This is a genomic window from Nocardioides sp. FY1077, assembly GCF_058681775.1.
In genome coordinates this window covers 490,128-511,253 of the sequence record NZ_JBZWDB010000001.1, presented here as the reverse complement: position 1 = coordinate 511,253, position 21,126 = coordinate 490,128, and the positions used below count along the sequence as shown (strand labels likewise).

Here is a 21,126-nt window from a genome sequence, read left to right as displayed (position 1 = left end):
TGGCGACGAAGGCGGTCTGCTGAATGGTGAATGAAGAGTTCGTGCTCGCGATGCTGAAGCCGCGTGACGCAGCGGCGCCGGCGCTCGGTCCCGCGGCCGGGTCGCGCCGTGCCCCGGGGTCGGAAGGTGAGCGGCCGGCACCGGACCGCGCGTCATCCCGCGCAGGGTCGCAGCCGGTGCCGAGCGACGGCGGCGTTCACGTCCACCAGTGGTTCGTGACGTCGCTGGGTTTCTCGCAGGAGCTCGACGGTTGGCAGACGGTCCGCGTGCCGGGGAGCCTCATGCACGCGAAGACCTTCGGTACCGACGTGACCATCTGCGGTGTGCAGGCCACCGGGTGGCCGAAGTTCTGGGATCGTCCTTTCGTGGGTGGAGCAGCGGGATCCTGCCCGGTGTGTGCCGAGAGCATCCGGCTCCGGGCCACCGGGCCTGGACCCGCTTTCCGCGCCGGCTGACCGCCGCCGCCTCCGCCGGGCGTCACGCCCCAGGAGGTCAGAGGCGCACGCGGGCACCCACGGGGCGCAACTGCTGCATCGGCGGTAGGTCGACTGACAACCGGCAAAACATCAAACACTTGTCACGCCTGGAGCAATGTGTTGTCATGAGCCGGAAGACCCAGACGCAGCAGACCCAGGAGGCACACCCATGGCCAACATCGTCGTTGTCGGCGTCGACGGCAGTGCTTCCTCGCTCAAGGCGGCCCGCCGGGCGGCCGAGTTGGCCGCGATGATGGGGGCCTCCCTCCACGTGTTGACGGCTGCTGACAAGGTGACCGTCGAGGAGTTCCCCAACCGCCCGGGATCAACCCAGGTGACCTCAGGCGAGGTGGCCGAGTCCATCGCTGCCGAGGTGGCCCGCGAGCTGAGCGCCGTGGTGGCTGACATCACCAGCAGCCCCCTTCAGGGAAAGCCCGCCGTGGCGCTGGTGGAGGAGGCCGAGCGGCTCGAAGCGCGGTTGATCGTCGTCGGCAACCGGCGCACGCAGGGGTTCGGTCGCATCCTCGGCAGCGTCGCGAGCGGGGTCGCGGCCCATGCGCCCTGCGACGTCCACATCGTCAAGACGGTCTGACCGGCGCTGGGCCGGTGCGCGTCACGGCGTCGGCGACAGCCGTCAACGCCCGTCGAGTCGTCCGCACGTGTCCGCAAGAGCGTGCGGGCCGGCGGTGCTCGGTCTGACCTGTCACCACCGGCTCCTGCCTGACGCGGAGCGCCAGGACGACGGGCGTACGTACGGCCATGGCCGTCGGTCGTGATCGCGGGTCGTGGTCGCCCCGACGCTGCTCCTCGCGACCTGCCGTCACCGGTCGAGTGCCACTGACGATCAACTCTTGACTACGGTGCAAGATGTCAGACATATTACAGACCATGTCTGATCAGGTGGCAGTAGTGACCGGCGGCGGTCGTGGGCTCGGCGAGGCCATGGCCCTGGACCTCGCGGCGAGGGGTGCTCGGGTCGTGCTGGCCGGACGCTCGGTGGAGCCGCTCCACCAGGTGCGCGGCCTCATCGAGGCCGGCGGGGGGACCGTTCTGGTCCACGCCACAGACGTCACCGACGCCGGAGCGGTCGGCGAGCTGTTCGCCACCACACTGAGCACGTTCGGGCGCGTCGACGTGCTCGTGAACAACGCGGGCATTGCGACCCAGGAGAACCTGACCGATCTCGACGAGGTCGAGTGGGACCGGATCTTCGACACCAACGTGCGGGGCACGTTCCTGTGCAGCCGTGAAGCCGGCCGCCACTTCGAGCAGCAGGGCTCAGGGCGGGCGGTCAACGTGGCATCGGTGTTCGGCCTGCTGGGCCGCCCGGGTTTCTCGGCCTACTGCGCCTCGAAGGGCGCGGTCGTCAACTTCACCCGCTCCGTCGCCTCCGAATGGGCTCGCTTCGGCGCCCAGATGAACGCCGTGGCCCCGGGCTACTTCGCGACCGACATCAACGCCGAACTGCGGGAGAACGGGGTCGCGATGGCGAAGGTCCTGCGGCGCATCCCCGCGCACCGGATGGGGACCCCCCAGGAGCTGGCCAACATCGTGGGCTACCTGGCGCTCGATGCGCCCGACTTCCTGACAGGTCAAACGATCGCCGTCGACGGCGGAGAGTCGAGCGTCTGAGAATGGGAGTGAACGGCATGACACAAGCAGTGATCTGCGAGCCGGTGCGCACGCCGGTGGGGCGTTACGGGGGCATCTTCAAGGACGTCGCCGTGACCACGTTGGCGGCGACCGTCGTGAAGGGGCTCGTCGACCGCACGGGCCTCGCCGCCGACGACGTCGACGACGTCATCTTCGGCCAGGGCTACGCCAACGGGGAGGCCGCCGCTCTCGGGCGCATCGCCGCGCTGGACGCCGGGCTCGACGTCACGGTGCCGGGTCTGCAGATCGACCGCCGCTGCGGCTCGGGCCTGCAGGCCGTCCTCTACGCCTGCATGCAGGTCGCGACAGGTGGGTCCGACCTCGTCCTGGCAGGAGGTGCCGAGAGCATGAGCCAGGCCGAGTACTACGTGCCGGACATGCGGTGGAACTCCGGGGGTGTCCCCTTCCTGCGGGACCGCCTCGCGCAGCCCCGGACGAACTCCGGTGGCTGGCGCTACCCCGTCCCGGGAGGGATGATCGAGACGGCGGAGAACGTCGGGCGGGATCACGGCATCACCCGCGAGGAGCAGGACGAGTGGGCCGTGCGCTCCCACGCTCGAGCAGTCGCAGCGATGGAAGCCGGACGCTTCGACGACGAGACCATCCCCGTGTCGGTCCCCCGGCGCAAGGGCGACCCGGTGGTCGTCACGCGTGACGAGCACCCCCGCCCTGGCACCACCGTCGAGAGCCTGGCCCGCCTCAGGCCGATCCTGGGGGACACGCTCACCGGCGCCACGGTCACCGCCGGGAACTCGAGCGGGCAGAACGACGCCGCCGCGGTCGCCGTCGTGACCACTCCCGCCAAGGCGGCGGCTCTGGGGCTGCGCCCCCTCGCCCGCCTCGTCAGCTGGTCCCTCGCGGGCGTCGAGCCGGACCGCATGGGGCTGGGCCCGGTCCCGGCTGCCCACCGCGCCCTGGAGCGCGCAGGGCTCACCTGGTCCGACATGGACCTCATCGAGCTCAACGAGGCCTTCGCCGCCCAGGTGCTGGGCTGCTTCCGAGGGTGGGGGCTGTCGTCGACCGACCTCGAGCGGGTCAACGTCAACGGCTCGGGGATCTCGCTGGGGCACCCCATCGGCGCCACCGGCGGGCGCATCCTGGCGAACCTCCTGCGTGAGATGGACCGACGCGAGGTGCGGTACGGCATGGAGACCATGTGCATCGGGGGCGGGCAGGGCCTCGCCGCGATCTTCGAGCGGGTGGTCTGAGTGCCTCGGATCCTCTACCTGAGCATGTCGCGTGAGCAGTACTCGCCGAACTACTTCCCGTTCCTGCGTTCCTACATCGACCAGGTGAAGTCGCCTGGCACCGAGGTCGATCTGGTGGGCACCAGGGTCGGTCGCATCGACAGCTTCCGCTTCTTCGAGACCCTGGACTGGATCTCGATCCTCGACTCCGTGATCGGCGCCGAGCAGGACGGGTACGACGCGGTGGCGATCGGCAACATCCTCGATCCCGCACTCCGGGAGGCGCGGTCGATGGTCGACATCCCGGTGCTGGGGCTGGGGGAGACCTCGATGCTCACCTCCTGCATGATGGGCAGCACGTTCTCGCTGGTAGGTGTCAACCCCTACTTCGGAGGTCGCTTCGAGGAGAACGTCGCCAAGTACGGGCTGCGCGACCGTCTTGCGAGCATCGAGTGCATGGGGCTCACGCCCCACGAGCTTGACGCCTGCTTCTCCGACGAGTCCGGTCGCGCCCGCGCCATCGACTCGTTCGTCGCCGCCGCGCGTGCGTCGCTCGACAAGGGGGCGGAGGTCGTCGTCCCCGCGGGGGGACGGCTGACGGCGTTCCTCAACGCGGTAGGCCTGCGAGAGGTCGACGGAGCGCCGTTGCTCGACGGAACGGTCTCGCTCGTCGCAGCCACCGAGGCCGCGATCCGCATCCGTCGCCAGTCGGGCTCGTTCGTCAGCCGACGTCGCCTCTACGCGAGAGCGCCAGCGTCGGCGATCCACCAGGCAGGTGGCGAGTACGCCGACGGCTACCACCTGCCGTCGTTGAAGCGCCTCGTCGACGAGGCGCACCCATCCGAAGGGAACTGACCACGTGAGACCCGACTACCCCCTGAGCAAGCACGACACGCTCGTCTCCAACCTCGACCTGCTGCGCGAGATCGCGCCCGACGTCGCCACGGCCTTCCGGGGTGTGCGGGTCGCAGCCGACGCGTTCGGCCCGCTCGACGCGAAGCAGCGCGAGCTCACGCTGCTCACCGGCTTCGCCTCCACCAGGAACGAAGGCGGTTTCAGGGTGCACTGCACGCGGGCGGTCGAGGCCGGGGCGACCCTGGCCGAGATCGAGCACGTCGTCGTTCTGCTCCTGGGCACCACCCTGGGCCTGGCCCCTGCCGTCGAGGCGCTGACGTGGGCCCACGACGAGCTCGACCACCTCCAGTGACGCGCGCTCCACGCCCCCGGGCCGGGAACGACGCCGGCTCGACAGACCACGCCCCGACCGCAGACAGGAACCACCCATGAACGACGCCACGACGGACGCTGCGTCGGCCCGCCCCGGCACCGCCCTGGTGGTGGGGGCGGGGTCGGGCATCGGCCGAGCGGTCGCCGAGCTCCTCGCCAGCAAGGGGGTTCGCACGGTCGCTGCGGACCTCGACCCGGGCTCCGTGAGGAGGCTGGCCGCCGACCACGAGCTCGTGACGACCGTGGGCGACGGCGGCTGGGACGCGACCGATGCCGAGGCGTGCCACCGCCTCCTCGACGAGAGCGTCGCTGCCCTCGGCAGGGTGGACCGCGTCGTGTCGACCGTCGGGTGGACCGCCATCACGCCGTTCCTCGAGGAGTCACCCGACTACTGGCGGCGGGTCATCGACGTCAACCTGATGTCGAGCATCTACCTCTGCGCAGCGGCAGGCCGCGTGATGCGCGAGGGAGGTGGCGGCAGCATCGTGCTGACCAGCTCGGAGGCGGGCGTGGTCGGCACCTCCGGGGAGACCGTCTACTCCGCGGCCAAGGCGGGGGTCATCACCTTGGCGAAGTCGCTGGCGCGCGAGTGGGCCCGCCACGGCATCCGGGTCAACGTGGTCGCCCCCGGCGTCACCAGGACCCCGCTGCTGGAGAGCCAGGGCGGCGACGAGCTGCTCTCGAGCATCGTGCGGGGCATCCCGATGCGTCGCGCCGGCGAGCCCAGCGAGATCGCGACGGCGATCGAGTTCATGTCTTCCGACGCCGCCGGCTACGTCACGGGCCAGACCCTGTGTGTCGGTGGCGGGCTCACGATGAGCTCATGAACCACCTGACCGATCGCGACGAGGTCGCCCACGACGTCACGAGCCACCAGCCCACCGACCCCCAGAACGCGGAGCACGCAGCATGAGCATGGACATGAAGGGCAAGACCGTCGTCATCACCGGCGGGTCACGCGGCATGGGTCGGCGCCTCGGCCTCAAGCTGGGTGCCGAGCAGGCGCAGGTGGTCGTCAACTACCGCCGGGACGCCGCCGCCGCGGCGGAGGCGGTCGCGGAGATCGAGGCCGCGGGCGGTTCGGCACTGGCGGTCCAGGCCGACGTGGCACAGACCGCCTCCGTCGAGTCCCTGGTCCAGCAGGCGGTCGACCGCTTCGGGCGCATCGACGTGGTGGTCGCCAACGCTGCCGCCAGCGCCTTCAAGCCCCTCTCCGAGATCCGCGGGCACCACGTGGAGAAGACGATGGGCCTCACCGTCCAGGGCTTCCTCGACCTCGTGCGCCTCTCGACCCCACACATGCCGCAGGGGGGCCGGGTGATGGCCGTGAGCGGGTGGGACAGCTTCCGTGCCCTTCCGGGCCACGGCCTCCTGGGGGCTGCGAAGGCAGCGATGGAGACGATCGTCAAGTACCTGGCCATCGAGCTCGCCCGGGAGGGCATCACCGCCGTCGGCGTGTGTCCGGGCCCGATCGACACCGACTCGTTCCGCTTCTACGCCGGCGACGCGTGGGAGGACTACGCCGAGCAGTGGCTCGCGCAGACCCCCTCGGGCGCCTACCCCACCCCCGACGAGGTGGCCGACGTGATGGCGTACCTCGTCTCGCCGCGGTCGGCGGCGATCAACGGACAGACCATCGTGGTCGACGGCGGGCTGTCGCTGGCGACCATGCCGATCGGGTTCGGCCAGGTCTGATCGTGACCCACACCCACTCGGCGGTCGCGCAGACCGTCGTCCAGCTGATGAGCCAGGTCGAGCGGCGTCCCGGTCACGAGACCGCCGTCGAGGACGCTAACGGCGAGCGCAGCCTGACGATCGCCGGGCTCGCCGACGCCTCGAACCGACTGGCCAACGCGTTCACGGGCCTCGGCCTGCGCCCCGGGGACCGCGTCGCCTACGTCGCCCAGAACCACGCCGACTACGTCGTCCTGGAGTTCGGGCTGCTCAAGGCGGGCCTGGTGAAGGTCCCGCTCAACCACCGTTTCGCGCCCCAGGAGCTGCGCCGGTGCCTGGACTTGGCCGAGGTGAGGTTGGTCGTCGCCGACGAGGCAGCCGCCCCGGCCCTCGATGAGGTCCTCGACGGCGGTGACGTGCTCAAGGCCGTCATCGGGGCGCGGGACGGGTGGACCTCCTTCACGACCCTGGTCGAGGGCGGGGCGCCGACACGGGTCCAAGCCTCCGTGGGACCCGACGACACGTACCACATCCGGTTCAGCTCGGGCTCGACCGGCAGCCCCAAGGGCATCGCGGTCTCGCACCGCGGGGCACGTGCGGCCATCCTCGGCAACACCTGGGTGATGAGCAGCAGCGGCCCGGAGCACGCCCCGCGCACCCTGCAGAGCGCGCCCCTGGTCTACGCCGGCGGCTGGAGCGTGTTGCCCACCCTGCTGTGTGGTGGCACGAACGTCGTGATGGAGCGCTTCGACGCCGACGACGTGATCAGGACCATCGCCGAGCGGGGCATCACCTGGATGTTCGCGGTCCCGACCATGCTGCGTCGCCTGAGCACCTCTCCCGAGCTGCCGCGGCTCCGTGGGTCGTCCCTGAGCTGCCTGATGCTGGCCGGGGAGCCGTCGGCCCTGGAAGCCCTCGAGCTGGTGAGCGAGCACACCGACGCCATGGTGCAGTGCTGGGGACAGACCGAGGCACCCGCCTCCACGACACTGCTCACCCGCCGCGAGATGGGTCGTCCGGAGCTGTGGTCCTCGATCGGCCGCCCCGTCCCCGGCGTCGAGTTCTCCGTGCTCCGCGACGGCGTCGTGCTCGACGGCCCGGTGGCCGGTGTCGACGGCGAGCTGGTCATCCGCACGCCGAGCGTGGCGAGCGCCCTGCTCGGCGCCGAGGACGAGCACCGCGAGCGGCTGCTCCCCGGCGGCTGGTGGCGCACCTCCGACCTGGGCCGCGTGGACGACGCGGGGCGGCTGTACATCGTGGGTCGGGCGAGCGAGACAATCATCACCGGCGGCACCAACATCCAGCCCGTGGAGATCGAGCGCGCCTTCGAGTCCCACCGCGCGGTGCGCGAGGCCGTCGTGGTCGGGGTCCCCGACCAGCGGTGGGGCGAGACGCCGGCTGCCTACCTCCATGTGCCCCAGATCGACCAGGACACGGTCGCCGCGCTCGACGCGTGGGTGCGTGAGCGCCTGGCCGGGTTCAAGCGACCGGGCCATCTCTTCCTCTCCAGCGCTCCGATCCCCCGGGCGTCGGGGGAGTCGAAGATCGCCCGTGGTGACATCAAGAAGCTGGTGCGCGGCTGGGTCGAGGACCCGGCGAGCGTCCCGGACAACGTGACGAAGGTGGTGAAGATCCGTGGATGACGTCGTCGTCAGCTCCAACGACGGGATCGGGACGGTGCGGCTGAACCGCCCCGACCGAGGGAACTCGGTCACCCCTGACGTGGTGGCCCGCATGGGTGAGGCGGTCTCGGAACTCGCGGACACCGACGGCATCGGGGCAGTCGTGCTCACCGGCACGGGAAAGGTCTTCTGCGCCGGTGCCGACGTCCGTGAGATGTACGACGTCTACCGCGCCGACGGCGCCGACGGGCTCATGGCGTACCTCGCCGACACGTGGATGCCGGCCGTGCAACGCACGGTCCGACTGCTCTGGAACGCCCCGGTGCCGGTGGTGGCCGCCTACAACGGGGCCGCCACGGCCGGAGGACTGGACTTCGGTCTGGCGTGCGACGTGCGGGTGGCCTCGTCCAGCGCGCGGTTCGCCGAGAGCTACGTCAACCTGGGCATGGTGCCGGTCGCCGGTGGCGCCTACCTGCTGCCGTCGCTCGTCGGGCCGGCGGAGGCGGCTCGCCTCCTGGCCAGCGGCGCGTTCCTCACCGCTCCAGAAGCCTTGGCACTGGGCATGGTCAGCTCGGTGTGCGCCGACGACGTGGTCGTCGAGCGCGCTCGGGAGCTCGCGGCGTCGATGACCCGCGGCCCGGTGGCGACGTACGCCCACGTGAAGCGCATCGCCCGGGCCGCTGCGACGCCGGAGCTCGACGCGGCGTTGGACGCGAGCCTGGCGGCCAACATCGAGCTGATCGCCCAGCCTGAGGTGCGTGAGCGGATCGTCACGGTCATGGAGCGCTACAGCGTCGCCCGCAGTGGCACCTGAGGTGGGCGCACCGCAGCTGATCGGTGTGGTGGCCGAGTCGGTGGCCGGTGAGACGCGGGTCGCCTCCACCCCCACGACGGCCAGGCAGCTGGTGCGCCTGGGGTACCGCGTGGTCGTCGAGGCCGGTGCGGGCGCGCGGGCCGGCTTCTCGGACCAGGCCTACACCGAGGCGGGAGCGGGCATCGCCACGTCCTGCGAAGCGTGGGGAGCCGACGTCGTCCTCAAGGTCAATGCCCCTTCGCCCGCGGAGATCGCCCGGCTGGCCGACAACGCGGTGCTGGTCGGCATGGTCGCGCCGGCACAGAACGAACCCCTGGTCGACGAGCTGGCGCAGCGCGGGCTCACCGTGCTCGCCGTGGACGCAGTGCCGCGCATCTCCCGCGCGCAGTCGATGGACGTGCTGTCGTCGATGGCGAACATCGCGGGCTACCGCGCCGTGATCGAGGCGGCGCACGAGTTCGGGCGCTTCTTCACCGGTCAGGTCACGGCCGCGGGCAAGGTCCCACCGGCGAAGGTGCTCGTCGCCGGTGCGGGCGTGGCCGGCCTGTCGGCCATCGGTACGGCGTCGAGCCTTGGCGCGATCGTCCGGGCCACCGACCCGAGGCCCGAGGTGGCCGACCAGGTCAGGTCGATCGGGGGGGAGTACCTCCGGGTCGTGGGGGAGCAGAAGGTGTCGACCGACGGATACGCCGAGGTCACCACCGCCGCCTACGACCGCCGGGCCGCCGAGCTGTACACGGCGCAGGCCGCTGACGTGGACATCGTCATCACGACGGCGCTCGTCCCCGGCCGCGCGGCGCCGCGGCTCCTCACGGAGACCGACGTGGCGGCCATGAAGGCCGGCAGTGTCATCGTCGACATGGCGGCGGCGCATGGCGGCAATGTCGCCGGGTCGGTCGCCGGGGAGAAGGTGGTGACCGCCAACGGGGTGACCATCCTCGGTTACACCGACCTCCCCTCCCGCCTGCCCACCCAGGCATCCCAGCTGTACGGCAACAACCTGGTCAACCTGCTGAAGCTGCTGACTCCGGGCCAGGACGGCCGAGTCGTCCTGGACCTCGACGACGTGGTGCAACGCGGCGTCACGGTGGTGCACGAGGGGCGCCGGACCTGGCCGCCGCCGCCGGTCAGGGTCTCCGCGACCCCCGCTGTGTCCCCCGGCTCGTCGCCACAGCCCGTCGAGGAGCACGGGCCCAGGCCCGCGTGGCAGCGGTGGTCCCTGCTGGGCGTCGGTGTGACCGCCTTCTTCCTGGTCATCGCCTCCGCCCCTGACCCGCTGCCCCGGCACTTCACGGTGTTGATGCTGTCGGTCGTCATCGGTTACTACGTCATCGGCAAGGTCGCCCCCGCGCTGCACACGCCCCTCATGTCGGTGACCAACGCGATCAGCGGGATCATCGTCGTGGGCGCCATGCTCCAGGTGCGCGACGGAGGTGCTGCGGTCCGCTCGCTCGCCTTCGTCGCCGTGCTCCTCGCTTCCGTCAACATCGTCGGCGGCTTCGCCGTGACCCGGCGCATGCTCGCCATGTTCTCGAAGGACTGATCAGCGGTGTCCACCGAGTCCGCAGCGGGCGCCGCCTACATCGTCGGCGCCCTCCTCTTCATCCTCAGCCTCGCCGGGTTGAGTCGGCACGAGACGGCGCGGTCGGGTGTGGTCTTCGGGATCAGCGGCATGACGATCGCCCTCACCGCCACCGCCGTCTTCGCGGTCCAGGACGCCGATGCCACGGGCTTCCTGCTGGTCGTCGTGGCCCTGGTCGTCGGTGGGGCCCTCGGACTGTGGCGCGCGCGCGTCGTGGAGATGACCGGCATGCCGGAGCTGATCGCCCTGCTCCACTCGTTCGTGGGTCTCGCCGCCGTCCTGGTCGGCTGGAACGGCTACCTCGGGCACCCGGACCTCGCCTCGGCTTCACTGGAGCGCATCCACTCCGCCGAGGTGTTCATCGGTGTCTTCATCGGTGCGGTGACCTTCACCGGCTCGATCGTGGCCTACCTCAAGCTCAGCGCCCGACTCAGGTCGTCGCCACTGGTGCTGCCGGGGAAGAACTACTTGAACCTCGGCGCCCTCGGCGCGTTCTTGGTCCTGACCGTCCTCTTCGTGGCGTCCCCGGACGTCACGCTGCTCGTCGCGGTCACCGCGGTCGCGCTGGCGCTCGGGTGGCACCTCGTGGCCTCGATCGGCGGCGGCGACATGCCGGTCGTGGTCTCCATGCTCAACTCCTACTCGGGCTGGGCGGCGGCAGCGTCAGGCTTCCTGTTGGGCAACGACCTGCTGATCGTCGTCGGAGCGCTCGTCGGTTCCTCGGGTGCGTACCTGTCCTTCATCATGTGCCAGGCGATGAACCGCTCCTTCCTGTCCGTCATCGCCGGCGGCTTCGGCGCCACGTCGTCCGGCCCCGACGACGCCGACTACGGCGACCACCGCGAGATCAACGCCGTCGCGACGGCGGAGCTGCTCAGGAACGCGTCGTCGGTCGTCATCACTCCGGGGTACGGCATGGCCGTCGCGCAGGCGCAGTACCCGGTCGCCGACCTCACCAGGCGGCTGCGAGAACGCGGTGCCGACGTGCGCTTCGCCATCCACCCCGTCGCCGGCCGCCTGCCGGGTCACATGAACGTCCTGCTGGCCGAGGCCAAGCTGCCCTACGACATCGTCCTCGAGATGGACGAGGTGAACGGTGACCTCGCCGGCACCGACGTCGTGCTCGTGATCGGGGCCAACGACACCGTGAATCCCGCGGCCATGGACGACCCCACGTCGCCGATCGCGGGCATGCCGGTGCTCCGGGTGTGGGAGGCCCGCCACGTCGTCGTGTTCAAGCGGTCCATGGCCCTGGGCTACGCGGGCGTGCAGAACCCGTTGTTCTTCCGGGACAACAGCCAGATGCTCTTCGGCGACGCCAAGGAACGGATCGAGGACATCCTCCACGCGTTGTGAGACCACGGCTCGAGACGGCCTTCGCCCTCGCTCGACCTGCCGACCCAGCCCCGTCGAGAAGCCTCGACCTGGGGGCGTGCACGATCCATCGCTGCACCCCGGTGCCCCGGTGCCCGGGTGCCCGGGTGCCTCGAGCCGTTCGGGTCAGAGCCCGGCCGCAGCCTCGCGCAGGTGCCGGCTCGCCCGGTACCGAGGGTCGTGGTAGCTGGCCCAGAGCTCGTCCAGGACCTCGAGCACGGCACCTGACCCCCACCGCCGGGTCCACTCGAAGGGGCCGACGGGGTAGTTGGTGCCGAGCTCCATGGCCAGGTCGATGTCCTCGGCCGAGGCGATTCCCTGCTGCGCGGTCTCGAAGGCCTCGTTGGCGATCAGGGACAAGGTCCTGGCCACGACCAGCCCGGGCACGTCGGAGACCCGGTACGCCGTGACGCCGGCGGCTCGAAGCAGCGAGCCAGCGCCAACGGCGGCCACGGGGTGCGAGGTGGCGAGCGCCGCGCCGGTGGCCGCGGCGGGGTCGACGCAGCGGTCCATGAGCGCGACCGGCGCCCCCAGAGCGGTGGACTCCGCGCGCGCCGTGCGCCCGCGCGTCACCCGGAGCACGGTGCCGTCGTGGAGCACGGCACGCACGTCGTCTGATGGCCTCGCCACCACCGGGACGCCCGCACGGGCGAGGACCGTCTCGAGCTGCGGGCACGATCCGTGCAGCTCGACCGAGCCGGGCGGCGAGCCGGCGTCGACGACCACCGGAGTCGGCCGTACCGCCGACTCCGCGTAGTCGTAGAAGCCGCGACCGCTCTTGCGTCCGTGACGCCCCGCTGCGACGAGCTCGTCCTGGATCTGCGACGGGGTGAACCGTGGGTCGAAGTGGAACGCGGTCCAGACCGAGCGGGTCACCGCGGCGTTCACGTCGTTCCCGATCAGGTCCATCAGCTCGAAGGGGCCCATCTTGAACTGGCCCGACGACCGCAGGACCTCGTCGATCGTGGCCGGGTCGGCCGCCTGTTCCTCGACGAGGCGGAGGGCCTCGCCGTAGAAGGCGCGAGCGACGCGGTTGACGATGAAGCCGGGCGCCGACCTGACGTGGGCGACGTCCTTGCCCCAGGACGTGGCCAGCTGGGCGACCGTGTCCGCGACAGTCGGGTCGGTCTCCAGGCCGGTCACCACCTCGACGAGCCGCATGAGCGGCACGGGGTTGAAGAAGTGCATGCCGACGACCCGTGCCGGGATCCCCGTCGTCGCAGCGATGGCGGTGACGGAGAGCGAGGAGGTGTTGGTGGCGAGGATGCAGTCCGCTCCGAAGTGCCGCTCGGCCTGTCCGAGGACCGAGGCCTTGACCGCCAGGTCCTCCAGCACCGCCTCGACGACCAGGGTGCGCGGCGCGGCCGGGACCTGGTCGATGGACGCGAACGTGGAGAGGCGGTCGTCGAGCGCGGCGGCGACGGCCGGGTGGCGGCGCTCCAGGCGGCGGCCGATCTCCTCGCGCGCAGCGCCCCGCTGATCCGCCGAGAGGTCGACGAGGCTGACGGGGTGGCCCGCCGCCAGGGCGACCTGGGCGATGCCGCGGCCCATGGTGCCTGCGCCGATCACACACACCGGCATGGAGATCAAGGCCATCGGGCACTCCTCGGTCGTCGCTGTCCCTGGCTGCCAGCGAACGCCGGGCACCTTGCTCGAAGATGTAAGACAACGTACGGTGTTGTCAAGTTCTTACCAACAACGAACGAGCCGACTACCCGTGCAGACCTTTACAGCCGACCGGCGGTATGGAGTTGATCCCGCATGACCTACGAAGACATCACCGTCGCGGTCGAGGACGGCGTTGCCACGATCGCCATCGACCGAGCGGAGAACGCGAACAAGCTGCGGTTCCAGACGGCCCAGGAGCTCCTTGACGCGTTCCGCACGGTGCGTTCGACGCCGAGCACCGACGTCGCCGTCCTGACGGGGGCCGGCGAGAAGTTCTTCTGCATCGGCGGGGAGCACGAGGAGCTCGACTCGCTCGACTACTCCAGTGTCATGCCGGTCATCGACCTGTACGAGTTCATCGACACGATGCCCAAGCCGGTCATCGCCGCGGTGAACGGCTTCGCCGTCGGCGGGGGCAACGTCCTGCACGTCGTCTGCGACCTCGCTGTTGCTGCCCCGCACGCCGTCTTCCGTCAGGTCGGACCGATGGTCGGCAGCTTCGACGCGGGCTACGGGACGTGGTACCTCGAGGAGACCATCGGTCGCCGTCGCGCCAAGGAGATGTGGTACCTCAACCGCAAGTACACCGCTGAGCAGGCGCTCGAGATGGGGCTCGTCAACGAGATCGCCGATGACCCCGTCGCGCGGGCGCACGAGATCGCGCAGACCCTGCGCCAGCGCGGGCCCTTCGCCCTGAGTGCGCTGAAGACCGCTTTCTCCGGACGGCACACGGGAGTTGCCGGCCAAGCGCGCATGGCCCACGACCTGCTCCTCACCGCTTACCGCGGGACGCGAGAGGCGACCGAGATGTCCGAGTCCTTCGAGGCGCGCCGCGCGCCCGACCGGACGAAGTTCAACCGGTGAACGGGATCAGCGACGACCTGGCCAGCTTCCTCGAGGTGGTCGACAAGGTGGCCAGGTCCGCTGCCGACGGCCCGGGTGGGCTCGACGACGCACGCGAAGCCCTCGAGGGGGCAGGCCTGCTCGACCTGGCGCGTGACACGTCGGAGGAGGACGACAGCCTCCAGTGGTTGACCCACACCGTCCGTGTCGCGGCCCGGGCATCGCCGTCACTGGGCTTCGCGCTGGCCTCCCGCTACGCCGCCGACCGGGCCCTCGGTGAGCAGGCACAGCAGACCGGGTCGGCGTTCGCGCTCTCGGTCGGCGGCTCCCGCCCCGTGGTGCCCCTGGTGCTGGCTGTCGGCACCCTGGTGGTCCTCGACGCCGACACTGCCGACCTGCGGGCGACGCCGTTCGTCGACGTCGCCGAGTCCGCCACCTACGAGGCGCGATCGGGGCTCGGCGCGGCGCGGCTGGCCTCGGTGGGGCTCCCGGCGGCCGGCCCGGTGCTCGCCACCGAAGCAGCGGAGGCCATGACCGTCTGGGACCTGCTGACCGGGGCGGCGTTGGCGGGGGTCGCCCGCCGCGCGGTGGACGCCACGAGCGACTACGTCCTCGAACGCCGTCAGTTCGGGGCGGCGATCGGCTCCTTCGCCGGGCTACGCGCGCTGGTGGCCGACATGACGCTCAAGGTGGACGCCGTCGAGGCCCTCCTCGCTGTGGCGACCCAGCACGGTACGGGCAGCGAGAGCGTGTCGGGGGCTGCCGGCCGAGCGGCGGTCGAGGTCTGCATCGACGCCATCCAGGCCCACGGCGGGTACGGCTACATCGAGGAGTACCCGGTGGCTGGACTGCTGCGGGACTCGATCAGCGTCCAGGCGCGAGCGGGCGGACGACGTCTCCACGTGGCTCGGATCGCAGAGCGTGGGCTGGGGCGGCGAGAGGGGGTGCGGTCATGACGGCTGAGCAGACGTCGGCAGCGGACGGGTTCCAGGTGCAGCAGGTGCTGCGCCCCCGGGCTCAGGTCGAGAAGCAGATCCGCGAGGCCATCCTGCACGGTGACTTCTCGCAGGGTGACAAGCTTCCCCCGGAGACCGAGCTCGCTCAGCAGTTCGGGGTCAGCCGGCCCACGGTCCGCGAGGCGTTGGGGTCGTTGGTCTCGGCCGGCCTCATCCGCAAGATCCCCGGCGTGGCGGGCGGCAGCTTCGTCAACGGCGTCACGCCGGACTCCCTGAGCGCCATGCTGAGCGAGTCGATGGACACCATCGTGCGGTTGGGTTCGCTCGACATCGACGAGCTCACGGCGATGCGGCGCGTGCTCGAGGTGCCTGCCGCCTCCTGGGCCGCGTCGTCCTGCACCGAGGAGCAGCGGGAGCGACTGCAGGACATCGTGGACCGGCAGAGGACGACCACGATCGACGACCCCCAGATCGTGCTGTACGACCGCGACTTCCACGTGACGGTCGCCCAGGCCTCGGGGAACCGGCTCCTGGCCGCCTTCGTCTCGGCGGTCCACGACGCCACCAGGCCCGCGCAGTTCCTCTGCGTGACGCCGGAGGTAGGGCGGTCGACCGTCAAGCAGCACCTCGCCATCGTCAGAGCGATCACGAACGGCTCCCCGCAGGACGCCGCCGGCGCCATGGAGGAGCACCTCGAGTACGTCCTGCGCTACTCGTCCCAGACCGGAGGGAACGACCCGTCATGACCCCAGGCCACAGACCGCTCCACGGCGTCCGCGTCGTCGACATCGCATCGTCCTACGCCGCACCCACGGCGTCGATGTACCTCGCCGACATGGGCGCAGACGTCATCAAGATCGAGCCCCTGCGAGGTGACGACGCCCGCGGATGGGGCCCCCCGTTCCTCAACGGCGAAGCCGCCTGGTTCCTCTCGGTGAACCGCAACAAGCGGAGCATGTGTCTCGACATCCGCGACGAGGCAGGCCGCGAGGTGCTCTTCCGACTCCTCGAGACAGCCGACGTGTTCATCGAGAACCTTGTGCCGACCAAGCTCGAGAAGCACGGACTCGGCCTGCAGGGCTTGCGTGAGCGCTTCCCGCAGCTGGTGATCTGCGCCTTCTCCGGGTTCGGCCTCGACGGCCCGGACGCGTCCCTGCCGGGCTACGACCTCATCGCCCAGGCCCGATCGGGGCTGATGAGCGTCACGGGGGCCGATGATGTTCCCCAGCGGGTGAGCACCGCGCTGTCCGACGTGGCCGCGGGCACCGTCGCCGCCTTCGCGATCGCGGCGGCGCTGGTGCGCCAGCAGCAGACCGGGGAGGGGGAGGTCGTCGACGTCGCGCTCCTGGAGGCCGACCTCGCGCTCATGTCCCCCCGCATCGCCAGCTACCTGGCCGGGGAGCCCGAGCCGCGACCGTGCGCCGGTAGCGACTCGGTCGTCGCGATCTACCAGTCGATGCGGACCGCCGACAGGAACATCGTGGTGGCTCTGGGCAACGACAACCACTGGCAGCGGGCGTGCGCCGCCCTCGGACTCGACCGTCTCGCCGCCCGTGAGGAGCTGGGTACCAACGCCGGGCGCCGAGCGCACCGCGAGGAGGTCGTCGGCGTGTTCCAGGATCGGTTGGAGGAGATGCCATCCGCGCACGTCCTGAAGGTGCTCGAGGACGCCGGCGTGCCCTGCGCCCCGATCAACTACCTCTCGGAGGTCGTCTCCGACCCTCAGGTCGTGGCCCGCGGGGCCATCGTCGACTACGAGCACCCCGTCGCCGGGGTGTTCCGCGGGGTGGGCGCCCCCTGGCGGCTCGCCTCCGACCCGGAGGACCGTCGTGCCCGAAGGCCTGCCCCGTTGCGGGGCGAGCACGGCCGCGAGATCCTCCTCGAGGCCGGTCTCGACGACCCGACCATCGCCCGGCTCACCGAGGGGAACGTCGTATGGGTCCCCTGATCGAGACGAGGCAGGTCGGGCGGGTGCTCATCCTCGAGCTGTCCCGGCCGGAGCGGTTGAACGCGTTGAACTCCGAGGTGCTGCGGCTGGTCCTCGCGACCGTCGAGGGCGTGCAGGAGGACACGTCTGTGGGGTGCGTGGTGATCCGGGGCAGCGGGGACCGTGCGTTCAGCGCCGGCGCCGACCTGGAGGAGATCCGCGGGCTCGGCGTGGTCGAGGCGCAAGCGTTCATCAACGCGGGGCACCGCACCCAGAACGCGATCGCGGCGTCGGTCGTGCCGGTCGTCGCCGAGGTCGACGGGTTCGCGCTCGGAGGCGGGTTCGAGCTGATGCTGGCCTGCCACCTCGTGCTCGCCTCGGACCGCAGCCAGTTCGGGCTTCCGGAGGCGCGGATCGGGTGCATCCCGGGATTCGGCGGAACCCAGCGGCTGCCCTCGTCGGTGGGCAAGCCGGTGGCCATGTACCTGATGCTCAGCGGTGAGCGTATCGACGCCGCGCGCGCCTGGGAGGTCGGGCTCCTCTCGGTGCCGCCGCTCCCGCCCGACGAGCTGCGCGCCGAGTCGACCCGTCTGGCCGGCTTGATCGCGTCCGGCAGCCGGACCGGCACGGCGAACATCCTCGACGCCGTGCGGCCGGCGGTCGCCCCGGCGGCGCTGGCCCACGAGGCCGCGCTCGCTGCTCTCTCCATCGCGTCGCCCGACGGCCAGGAGGGCATCACCTCCTTCGCCGATCGCCGCACGCCCGTCTTCCACGAGGAGTCCTGATGAGAAACACCTGGGCGTCGGTCGACTCCGACGTGGTCGAGGCCGTCGACGCGGTCATCGAGCGGACCGTCCGTCCGCGCGCCGTCGCGGCCGACGCCGACTCGCAGTTCCCGGGGGCGGCTGTGGCCGACCTCGCCTCCGAGGGCCTCGGCGTGCTGCTCATGCCGCGGGACCTCGGTGGGGCCGGAGCGAGCACTGCGACGTACGCGGAGGCAGTGGCCCGCATCTCCGCCGTGTGCGGTGCGACCTCCACGGTCTACATGACGCAGATGCACTGCGCGCACCCCATCCACCTCCAGGCATCCGCCGAGCAGGCGCGGACGTGGATCCCCCGACTGTGCGACGGATCGGCCCTGGGAGCCATCGCCCTCACCGAGCCCAGCGCCGGTTCCGACGTCGGGACGATGCGCACCCTCGCACGCAGGGACGGCGACGACTACGTGGTCAACGGGGAGAAGACCTTCATCTCGAACGGGGACCGGGCCGACGTGGTCGTGCTGTTCGCGTCGGTCGACCTGGCGCGCGGCAAGGACGGGGTGACCGCCTTCCTGGTGGAGACCGAGGGACTCCAGGGCTTCGAGGCGGGGGCGCCCATGAAGAAGCTCGGTCAGAAGGGGGCATCGACGGTCACCCTGGCCTTCCAGGACTGCCGCATCCCCGCCGCGGCGCGGATGGGCGAGGAGGGCGAGGGCTACCCGCTGCTGCTGCGGTCGGTCGTCAAGTCCCGCATCAGTGCAGCGGCGCAGGGGGTCGGCTTCGCGCAGGGCGCCTTCGACGCCGTCGTGGCGTGGGCCGCCGAGCGCGAGCTGCTGTCGTCCAGGACGGGGCAGGCCCAGGACCTCCAGTTCGAGCTCGCCCGCCTGCGGGGCGAGATCACCGCCGCCCGGGCCATGCTGCTCTCGGTGTGCGACCAGGTCGATTCGGACCCCGAGGAGCCGGTCGCCGAGGTGTCGCTGGTCAAGATGCACTGCACCAGCCTCGGCACGCGCGTCGCCGCGACCTGCGTCGAGCTCCTCGGGCCTGACGGCGACCTGGTCGACCTCGGGGTCGAGCGGTTGCTGCGCGACGCCAAGATCGCCGAGATCTACGACGGTACGAACCAGATCCAGAGCATGCTGGTCGCGCGCGACATCCGTCTCGCCACCGGGTCGCGGCCCGCGGGCCCCCGTTGACGGCCCGGGCGTGACGATGGTCGGCGACGGCCGTGATCCCGCGGGACAGGACCTCCCCCTCGCGGGGTGCCGTGTCGTCGAGGCCGCCTCGTTCGTGGCGGTCCCGTCAGCCGGCATGACCCTCAGCCAGCTGGGGGCCGACGTCATCCGGGTCGACCCCCCGACCGGAGGGAGCGACGCCGGGCGGTGGCCCCTGTCCCACGCCGGCGCGAGCCTGTTCTGGGCCAACTTGAACAAGGGCAAGCGGTCGGTCACCATCGACCACCGCAGACCGGAGGGGCGCGAGCTGCTCATGGAGCTCGTCACCACGTCGGGCGCCGGTGGCGGCATCTTCCTCGACAACATGGTGGGGGCGCGACGCCTGCGCCACGAGGAGCTGGCGGCACGGCGCAGCGACGTGATCCACGTGCACGTCGAGGGACGACGCAACGGCATGCCGGCCGTGGACTACTCCATCAACGCCGAGGTCGGCGTGCCGCTCATGACAGGACCGGTGGAGGCCGCGGTGCCGGTCAACCACGTCCTGCCGGCCTGGGACCTGGTGACCGGCATGCTCGCGGCCTCGGCCGTGGCGGCCGCCTTGTTCCAGCGGGAACGCTCGGGGCAGGGGGCTTCGGTAGTCGTCGCCCTGGCCGACGTCGCCCTGGCCGGGGTCGCCGGGATGGGGTGGTTGGCCGAGGCCGACGAGCAGGGTCGGGCCCGCTCACGGGTGGGCAACCACATGTTCGGTTCGTTCGGTGTGGACTTCGCGACCGCCGACGGCCGGCGGCTCATGGTGGTGGCACTGACCGAGGGGCAGTGGAACGCGCTGCGCAAGGTGACCCGGACCGAGAGGGTCTTCGCCGCCCTCGAGGAGACCCTCGAGGCCGACCTCGACCGGGAGGGCGACCGCTACCGGTTGCGGGAGACGATCGCCTCGGTGCTGCGGCCCTGGTTCGCGGCACGTGACTTCGCCACCCTCCAGGGGCTGCTCGACGAGGCCAAGGTGCTCTGGAGCCCGTACCGCGACATGGCCGAGGTGGCGGTCGCGGCTCGGGGCGGGGACCACCCGATCGTCTCCGAGATCGAGCAACCGGGAGTGGGTCCCATGTTGGCGGCGGCGGCGCCCTGGCGGTGGGCCGACGAGCACTCCCCGGCGAGGCCGGCGCCTCTCCTGTCAGCGGACACCGAGGACGTCCTGGGTGAGGCACTCGGGTTGTCCCAGGCCGAGATCGGCGGCCTGCGAGCCCGGGGGGTGGTCTGAACCGTGGGGAAGGCCCTGATGCGCGCTCGCGTCGGCTGCCCGCCCTCAGGCCGGCAGCGAGTACTGCAGGACGAAGTCGAGGTGCTCCCGCATGGCCTCCGCGGACCGGACCGGGTCGCCGTCCTCGATGGCCGCGACGATCGCCATGTGCTGCTTGACCGTCTTCTGAGCGACGTCGGGAGTCACGTCGAGGAACTGGGCCGGGTGCGTGGCGTCGTGGACCGAGGCGACGAAGGCGGCCAGCAGCCGGTTGCCCGACGCGTAGCCGATCGCGGTGTGGAAGCGCAGATCGTACTCCGGGATCTGCGGGTCGTCGATGGTGGTCGCGCGCTGCTGTGCGACCACCGACTTCATCACCTCGAGGTCGCGGTCGCTGCGGTTGCGCGCAGCCCACTCGGCCGCGGGGATCTCGAGGACGCGTCGTACCTCGGTGATCTCGGCGATGTCGAGGGCGCCGATGCGCACGATGGTGTCCATCGACTGCATCAGCATCTGGCTCAGGGAGTCGGGCGTTACGGTGTTGACGAAGCTCCCGCCGGCGACCCCGGGGATCTTGCGGATGAGGCCGGTGCTGACCAGGGCGCCGAGTGCTTCACGGACGGTAGGGCGGCTGACACCGAACTGCGTCGCGAGCTCGGTCTCCGGTGGCAGCTTGTCGCCCTGAGCGAAGTGTCCTTCGAGGATGGCCTCACGCAGCTGCTGCTCGACCTGGTCGCGCGGACGCGTCACCTGCTTGGCCTTGAACGGGGTGTCGCTCATCCTGATCTCCTTTGGCGGTGGCCGAGTCGGCGCCACTTGTCCGACCTCGTGCCGGCGACTCAATTGTCCTACATATATCGGACAGCCGTCGCAGGTGCGCCCTCGCCTCGCAGCGCGCAGCGCGGATCGCGTGCTGACGCTCGCCGACCACAGGTGCGTCGCGG

21 protein-coding genes are annotated in these 21,126 nt (G+C 71.0%); 19 read left to right on the top strand and 2 right to left on the bottom strand.

Annotated elements, in window-relative coordinates; genetic code table 11:
* The first annotated feature begins 23 nt into the window (after window positions 1-23).
* From AC4OR8_RS02415 to pntB, 12 genes are all read left to right on the top strand, one after another.
* Window positions 24-455 (top strand): hypothetical protein, encoded by a 432-nt coding sequence (locus tag AC4OR8_RS02415; RefSeq protein ID WP_492163976.1) that lies wholly within the window; start codon window positions 24-26, stop codon window positions 453-455.
* A 190-nt stretch (window positions 456-645) separates the two neighbouring features.
* Window positions 646-1,068 (top strand): universal stress protein, encoded by a 423-nt coding sequence (locus tag AC4OR8_RS02410; protein WP_492163975.1) that lies wholly within the window; start codon window positions 646-648, stop codon window positions 1,066-1,068.
* A 296-nt stretch (window positions 1,069-1,364) separates the two neighbouring features.
* Entirely contained in the window at window positions 1,365-2,108 is a 744-nt protein-coding gene (locus tag AC4OR8_RS02405) for an SDR family NAD(P)-dependent oxidoreductase (protein ID WP_492163974.1), read from the top strand.
* A 17-nt stretch (window positions 2,109-2,125) separates the two neighbouring features.
* Window positions 2,126-3,337, top strand: a complete 1,212-nt coding sequence (locus AC4OR8_RS02400; RefSeq protein WP_492163973.1) for an acetyl-CoA C-acetyltransferase — start codon at window positions 2,126-2,128, stop codon at window positions 3,335-3,337.
* 24 nt (window positions 3,338-3,361) lie between these two features.
* A complete protein-coding gene (locus AC4OR8_RS02395; protein ID WP_492163972.1) occupies window positions 3,362-4,171 on the top strand; it encodes an aspartate/glutamate racemase family protein in 810 nt (269 codons plus the stop codon).
* A gap of 4 nt (window positions 4,172-4,175) precedes the next feature.
* Window positions 4,176-4,523 (top strand): carboxymuconolactone decarboxylase family protein, encoded by a 348-nt coding sequence (locus AC4OR8_RS02390; protein ID WP_492163971.1) that lies wholly within the window; start codon window positions 4,176-4,178, stop codon window positions 4,521-4,523.
* 76 nt (window positions 4,524-4,599) lie between these two features.
* Window positions 4,600-5,370 (top strand): SDR family NAD(P)-dependent oxidoreductase, encoded by a 771-nt coding sequence (locus AC4OR8_RS02385; protein ID WP_492163970.1) that lies wholly within the window; start codon window positions 4,600-4,602, stop codon window positions 5,368-5,370.
* 82 nt (window positions 5,371-5,452) lie between these two features.
* On the top strand, window positions 5,453-6,238 hold the full coding sequence (locus tag AC4OR8_RS02380) for an SDR family oxidoreductase (RefSeq protein WP_492163969.1): 786 nt from the start codon (window positions 5,453-5,455) through the stop codon (window positions 6,236-6,238).
* A gap of 2 nt (window positions 6,239-6,240) precedes the next feature.
* On the top strand, window positions 6,241-7,860 hold the full coding sequence (locus AC4OR8_RS02375; protein ID WP_492163968.1) for a class I adenylate-forming enzyme family protein: 1,620 nt from the start codon (window positions 6,241-6,243) through the stop codon (window positions 7,858-7,860).
* Window positions 7,853-8,653: an enoyl-CoA hydratase/isomerase family protein gene (locus AC4OR8_RS02370; RefSeq protein ID WP_492163967.1), complete on the top strand. Its 801-nt coding sequence runs from the start codon at window positions 7,853-7,855 to the stop codon at window positions 8,651-8,653. Before AC4OR8_RS02375 ends, AC4OR8_RS02370 begins: the two co-directional genes overlap by 8 nt.
* 1 nt (window position 8,654) lies before the next feature.
* Window positions 8,655-10,196, top strand: a complete 1,542-nt coding sequence (locus AC4OR8_RS02365; protein WP_492164463.1) for a Re/Si-specific NAD(P)(+) transhydrogenase subunit alpha — start codon at window positions 8,655-8,657, stop codon at window positions 10,194-10,196.
* A 6-nt stretch (window positions 10,197-10,202) separates the two neighbouring features.
* Window positions 10,203-11,591: a Re/Si-specific NAD(P)(+) transhydrogenase subunit beta gene (gene pntB / locus AC4OR8_RS02360; protein WP_492163966.1), complete on the top strand. Its 1,389-nt coding sequence runs from the start codon at window positions 10,203-10,205 to the stop codon at window positions 11,589-11,591.
* 144 nt (window positions 11,592-11,735) lie between these two features.
* Here pntB and AC4OR8_RS02355 read toward each other — a convergent pair whose 3' ends face one another.
* Window positions 11,736-13,205: a 3-hydroxyacyl-CoA dehydrogenase gene (locus tag AC4OR8_RS02355; protein WP_492163965.1), complete on the bottom strand. Its 1,470-nt coding sequence runs from the start codon at window positions 13,203-13,205 to the stop codon at window positions 11,736-11,738.
* A 165-nt stretch (window positions 13,206-13,370) separates the two neighbouring features.
* Here AC4OR8_RS02355 and AC4OR8_RS02350 point away from each other — a divergent pair, with 165 nt between their 5' ends.
* Genes AC4OR8_RS02350 through AC4OR8_RS02320 form a run of 7 tightly spaced genes read left to right on the top strand, consistent with a single transcriptional unit; the run spans window position 13,371 to window position 20,203 of the window.
* Window positions 13,371-14,141: an enoyl-CoA hydratase-related protein gene (locus tag AC4OR8_RS02350; protein WP_492163964.1), complete on the top strand. Its 771-nt coding sequence runs from the start codon at window positions 13,371-13,373 to the stop codon at window positions 14,139-14,141.
* On the top strand, window positions 14,138-15,076 hold the full coding sequence (locus AC4OR8_RS02345) for an acyl-CoA dehydrogenase family protein (protein WP_492163963.1): 939 nt from the start codon (window positions 14,138-14,140) through the stop codon (window positions 15,074-15,076). The genes AC4OR8_RS02350 and AC4OR8_RS02345 overlap by 4 nt, the downstream gene beginning before the upstream one ends.
* Window positions 15,073-15,822, top strand: a complete 750-nt coding sequence (locus AC4OR8_RS02340; protein WP_492163962.1) for a FadR/GntR family transcriptional regulator — start codon at window positions 15,073-15,075, stop codon at window positions 15,820-15,822. Before AC4OR8_RS02345 ends, AC4OR8_RS02340 begins: the two co-directional genes overlap by 4 nt.
* Entirely contained in the window at window positions 15,819-17,024 is a 1,206-nt protein-coding gene (locus tag AC4OR8_RS02335; RefSeq protein ID WP_492163961.1) for a CaiB/BaiF CoA transferase family protein, read from the top strand. Before AC4OR8_RS02340 ends, AC4OR8_RS02335 begins: the two co-directional genes overlap by 4 nt.
* On the top strand, window positions 17,012-17,788 hold the full coding sequence (locus tag AC4OR8_RS02330) for an enoyl-CoA hydratase/isomerase family protein (RefSeq protein ID WP_492163960.1): 777 nt from the start codon (window positions 17,012-17,014) through the stop codon (window positions 17,786-17,788). The genes AC4OR8_RS02335 and AC4OR8_RS02330 overlap by 13 nt, the downstream gene beginning before the upstream one ends.
* Window positions 17,788-18,960, top strand: coding sequence for an acyl-CoA dehydrogenase family protein (locus AC4OR8_RS02325; RefSeq protein WP_492163959.1), 1,173 nt, complete (start codon window positions 17,788-17,790; stop codon window positions 18,958-18,960). The genes AC4OR8_RS02330 and AC4OR8_RS02325 overlap by 1 nt, the downstream gene beginning before the upstream one ends.
* Before the next feature lie 16 nt (window positions 18,961-18,976).
* Entirely contained in the window at window positions 18,977-20,203 is a 1,227-nt protein-coding gene (locus AC4OR8_RS02320; RefSeq protein ID WP_492164462.1) for a CoA transferase, read from the top strand.
* A 45-nt stretch (window positions 20,204-20,248) separates the two neighbouring features.
* Here the strand turns inward: AC4OR8_RS02320 and AC4OR8_RS02315 are convergent, their stop codons facing one another.
* On the bottom strand, window positions 20,249-20,962 hold the full coding sequence (locus AC4OR8_RS02315) for a FadR/GntR family transcriptional regulator (RefSeq protein ID WP_492163958.1): 714 nt from the start codon (window positions 20,960-20,962) through the stop codon (window positions 20,249-20,251).
* Window positions 20,963-21,126: the final 164 nt, after the last annotated feature.

Excerpts from the sequence above, each read along its gene's own strand:
- AC4OR8_RS02325 (WP_492163959.1), top strand. The coding sequence starts at position 17,788 with ATGAGAAACACCTGGGCGTCGGTCGACTCCGACGTGGTCGAGGCCGTC.
- AC4OR8_RS02340 (WP_492163962.1), top strand. The coding sequence starts at position 15,073 with ATGACGGCTGAGCAGACGTCGGCAGCGGACGGGTTCCAGGTGCAGCAG.
- AC4OR8_RS02385 (WP_492163970.1), top strand. The coding sequence starts at position 4,600 with ATGAACGACGCCACGACGGACGCTGCGTCGGCCCGCCCCGGCACCGCC.
- AC4OR8_RS02395 (WP_492163972.1), top strand. The coding sequence starts at position 3,362 with ATGTCGCGTGAGCAGTACTCGCCGAACTACTTCCCGTTCCTGCGTTCC.
- AC4OR8_RS02410 (WP_492163975.1), top strand. The coding sequence starts at position 646 with ATGGCCAACATCGTCGTTGTCGGCGTCGACGGCAGTGCTTCCTCGCTC.
- AC4OR8_RS02380 (WP_492163969.1), top strand. The coding sequence starts at position 5,453 with ATGAGCATGGACATGAAGGGCAAGACCGTCGTCATCACCGGCGGGTCA.
- AC4OR8_RS02355 (WP_492163965.1), bottom strand. The coding sequence starts at position 13,205 with ATGGCCTTGATCTCCATGCCGGTGTGTGTGATCGGCGCAGGCACCATG.
- AC4OR8_RS02350 (WP_492163964.1), top strand. The coding sequence starts at position 13,371 with ATGACCTACGAAGACATCACCGTCGCGGTCGAGGACGGCGTTGCCACG.
- AC4OR8_RS02330 (WP_492163960.1), top strand. The coding sequence starts at position 17,012 with ATGGGTCCCCTGATCGAGACGAGGCAGGTCGGGCGGGTGCTCATCCTC.
- AC4OR8_RS02400 (WP_492163973.1), top strand. The coding sequence starts at position 2,126 with ATGACACAAGCAGTGATCTGCGAGCCGGTGCGCACGCCGGTGGGGCGT.
- AC4OR8_RS02320 (WP_492164462.1), top strand. The coding sequence starts at position 18,977 with ATGGTCGGCGACGGCCGTGATCCCGCGGGACAGGACCTCCCCCTCGCG.
- AC4OR8_RS02335 (WP_492163961.1), top strand. The coding sequence starts at position 15,819 with ATGACCCCAGGCCACAGACCGCTCCACGGCGTCCGCGTCGTCGACATC.
- AC4OR8_RS02315 (WP_492163958.1), bottom strand. The coding sequence starts at position 20,962 with ATGAGCGACACCCCGTTCAAGGCCAAGCAGGTGACGCGTCCGCGCGAC.
- AC4OR8_RS02415 (WP_492163976.1), top strand. The coding sequence starts at position 24 with ATGGTGAATGAAGAGTTCGTGCTCGCGATGCTGAAGCCGCGTGACGCA.
- AC4OR8_RS02405 (WP_492163974.1), top strand. The coding sequence starts at position 1,365 with ATGTCTGATCAGGTGGCAGTAGTGACCGGCGGCGGTCGTGGGCTCGGC.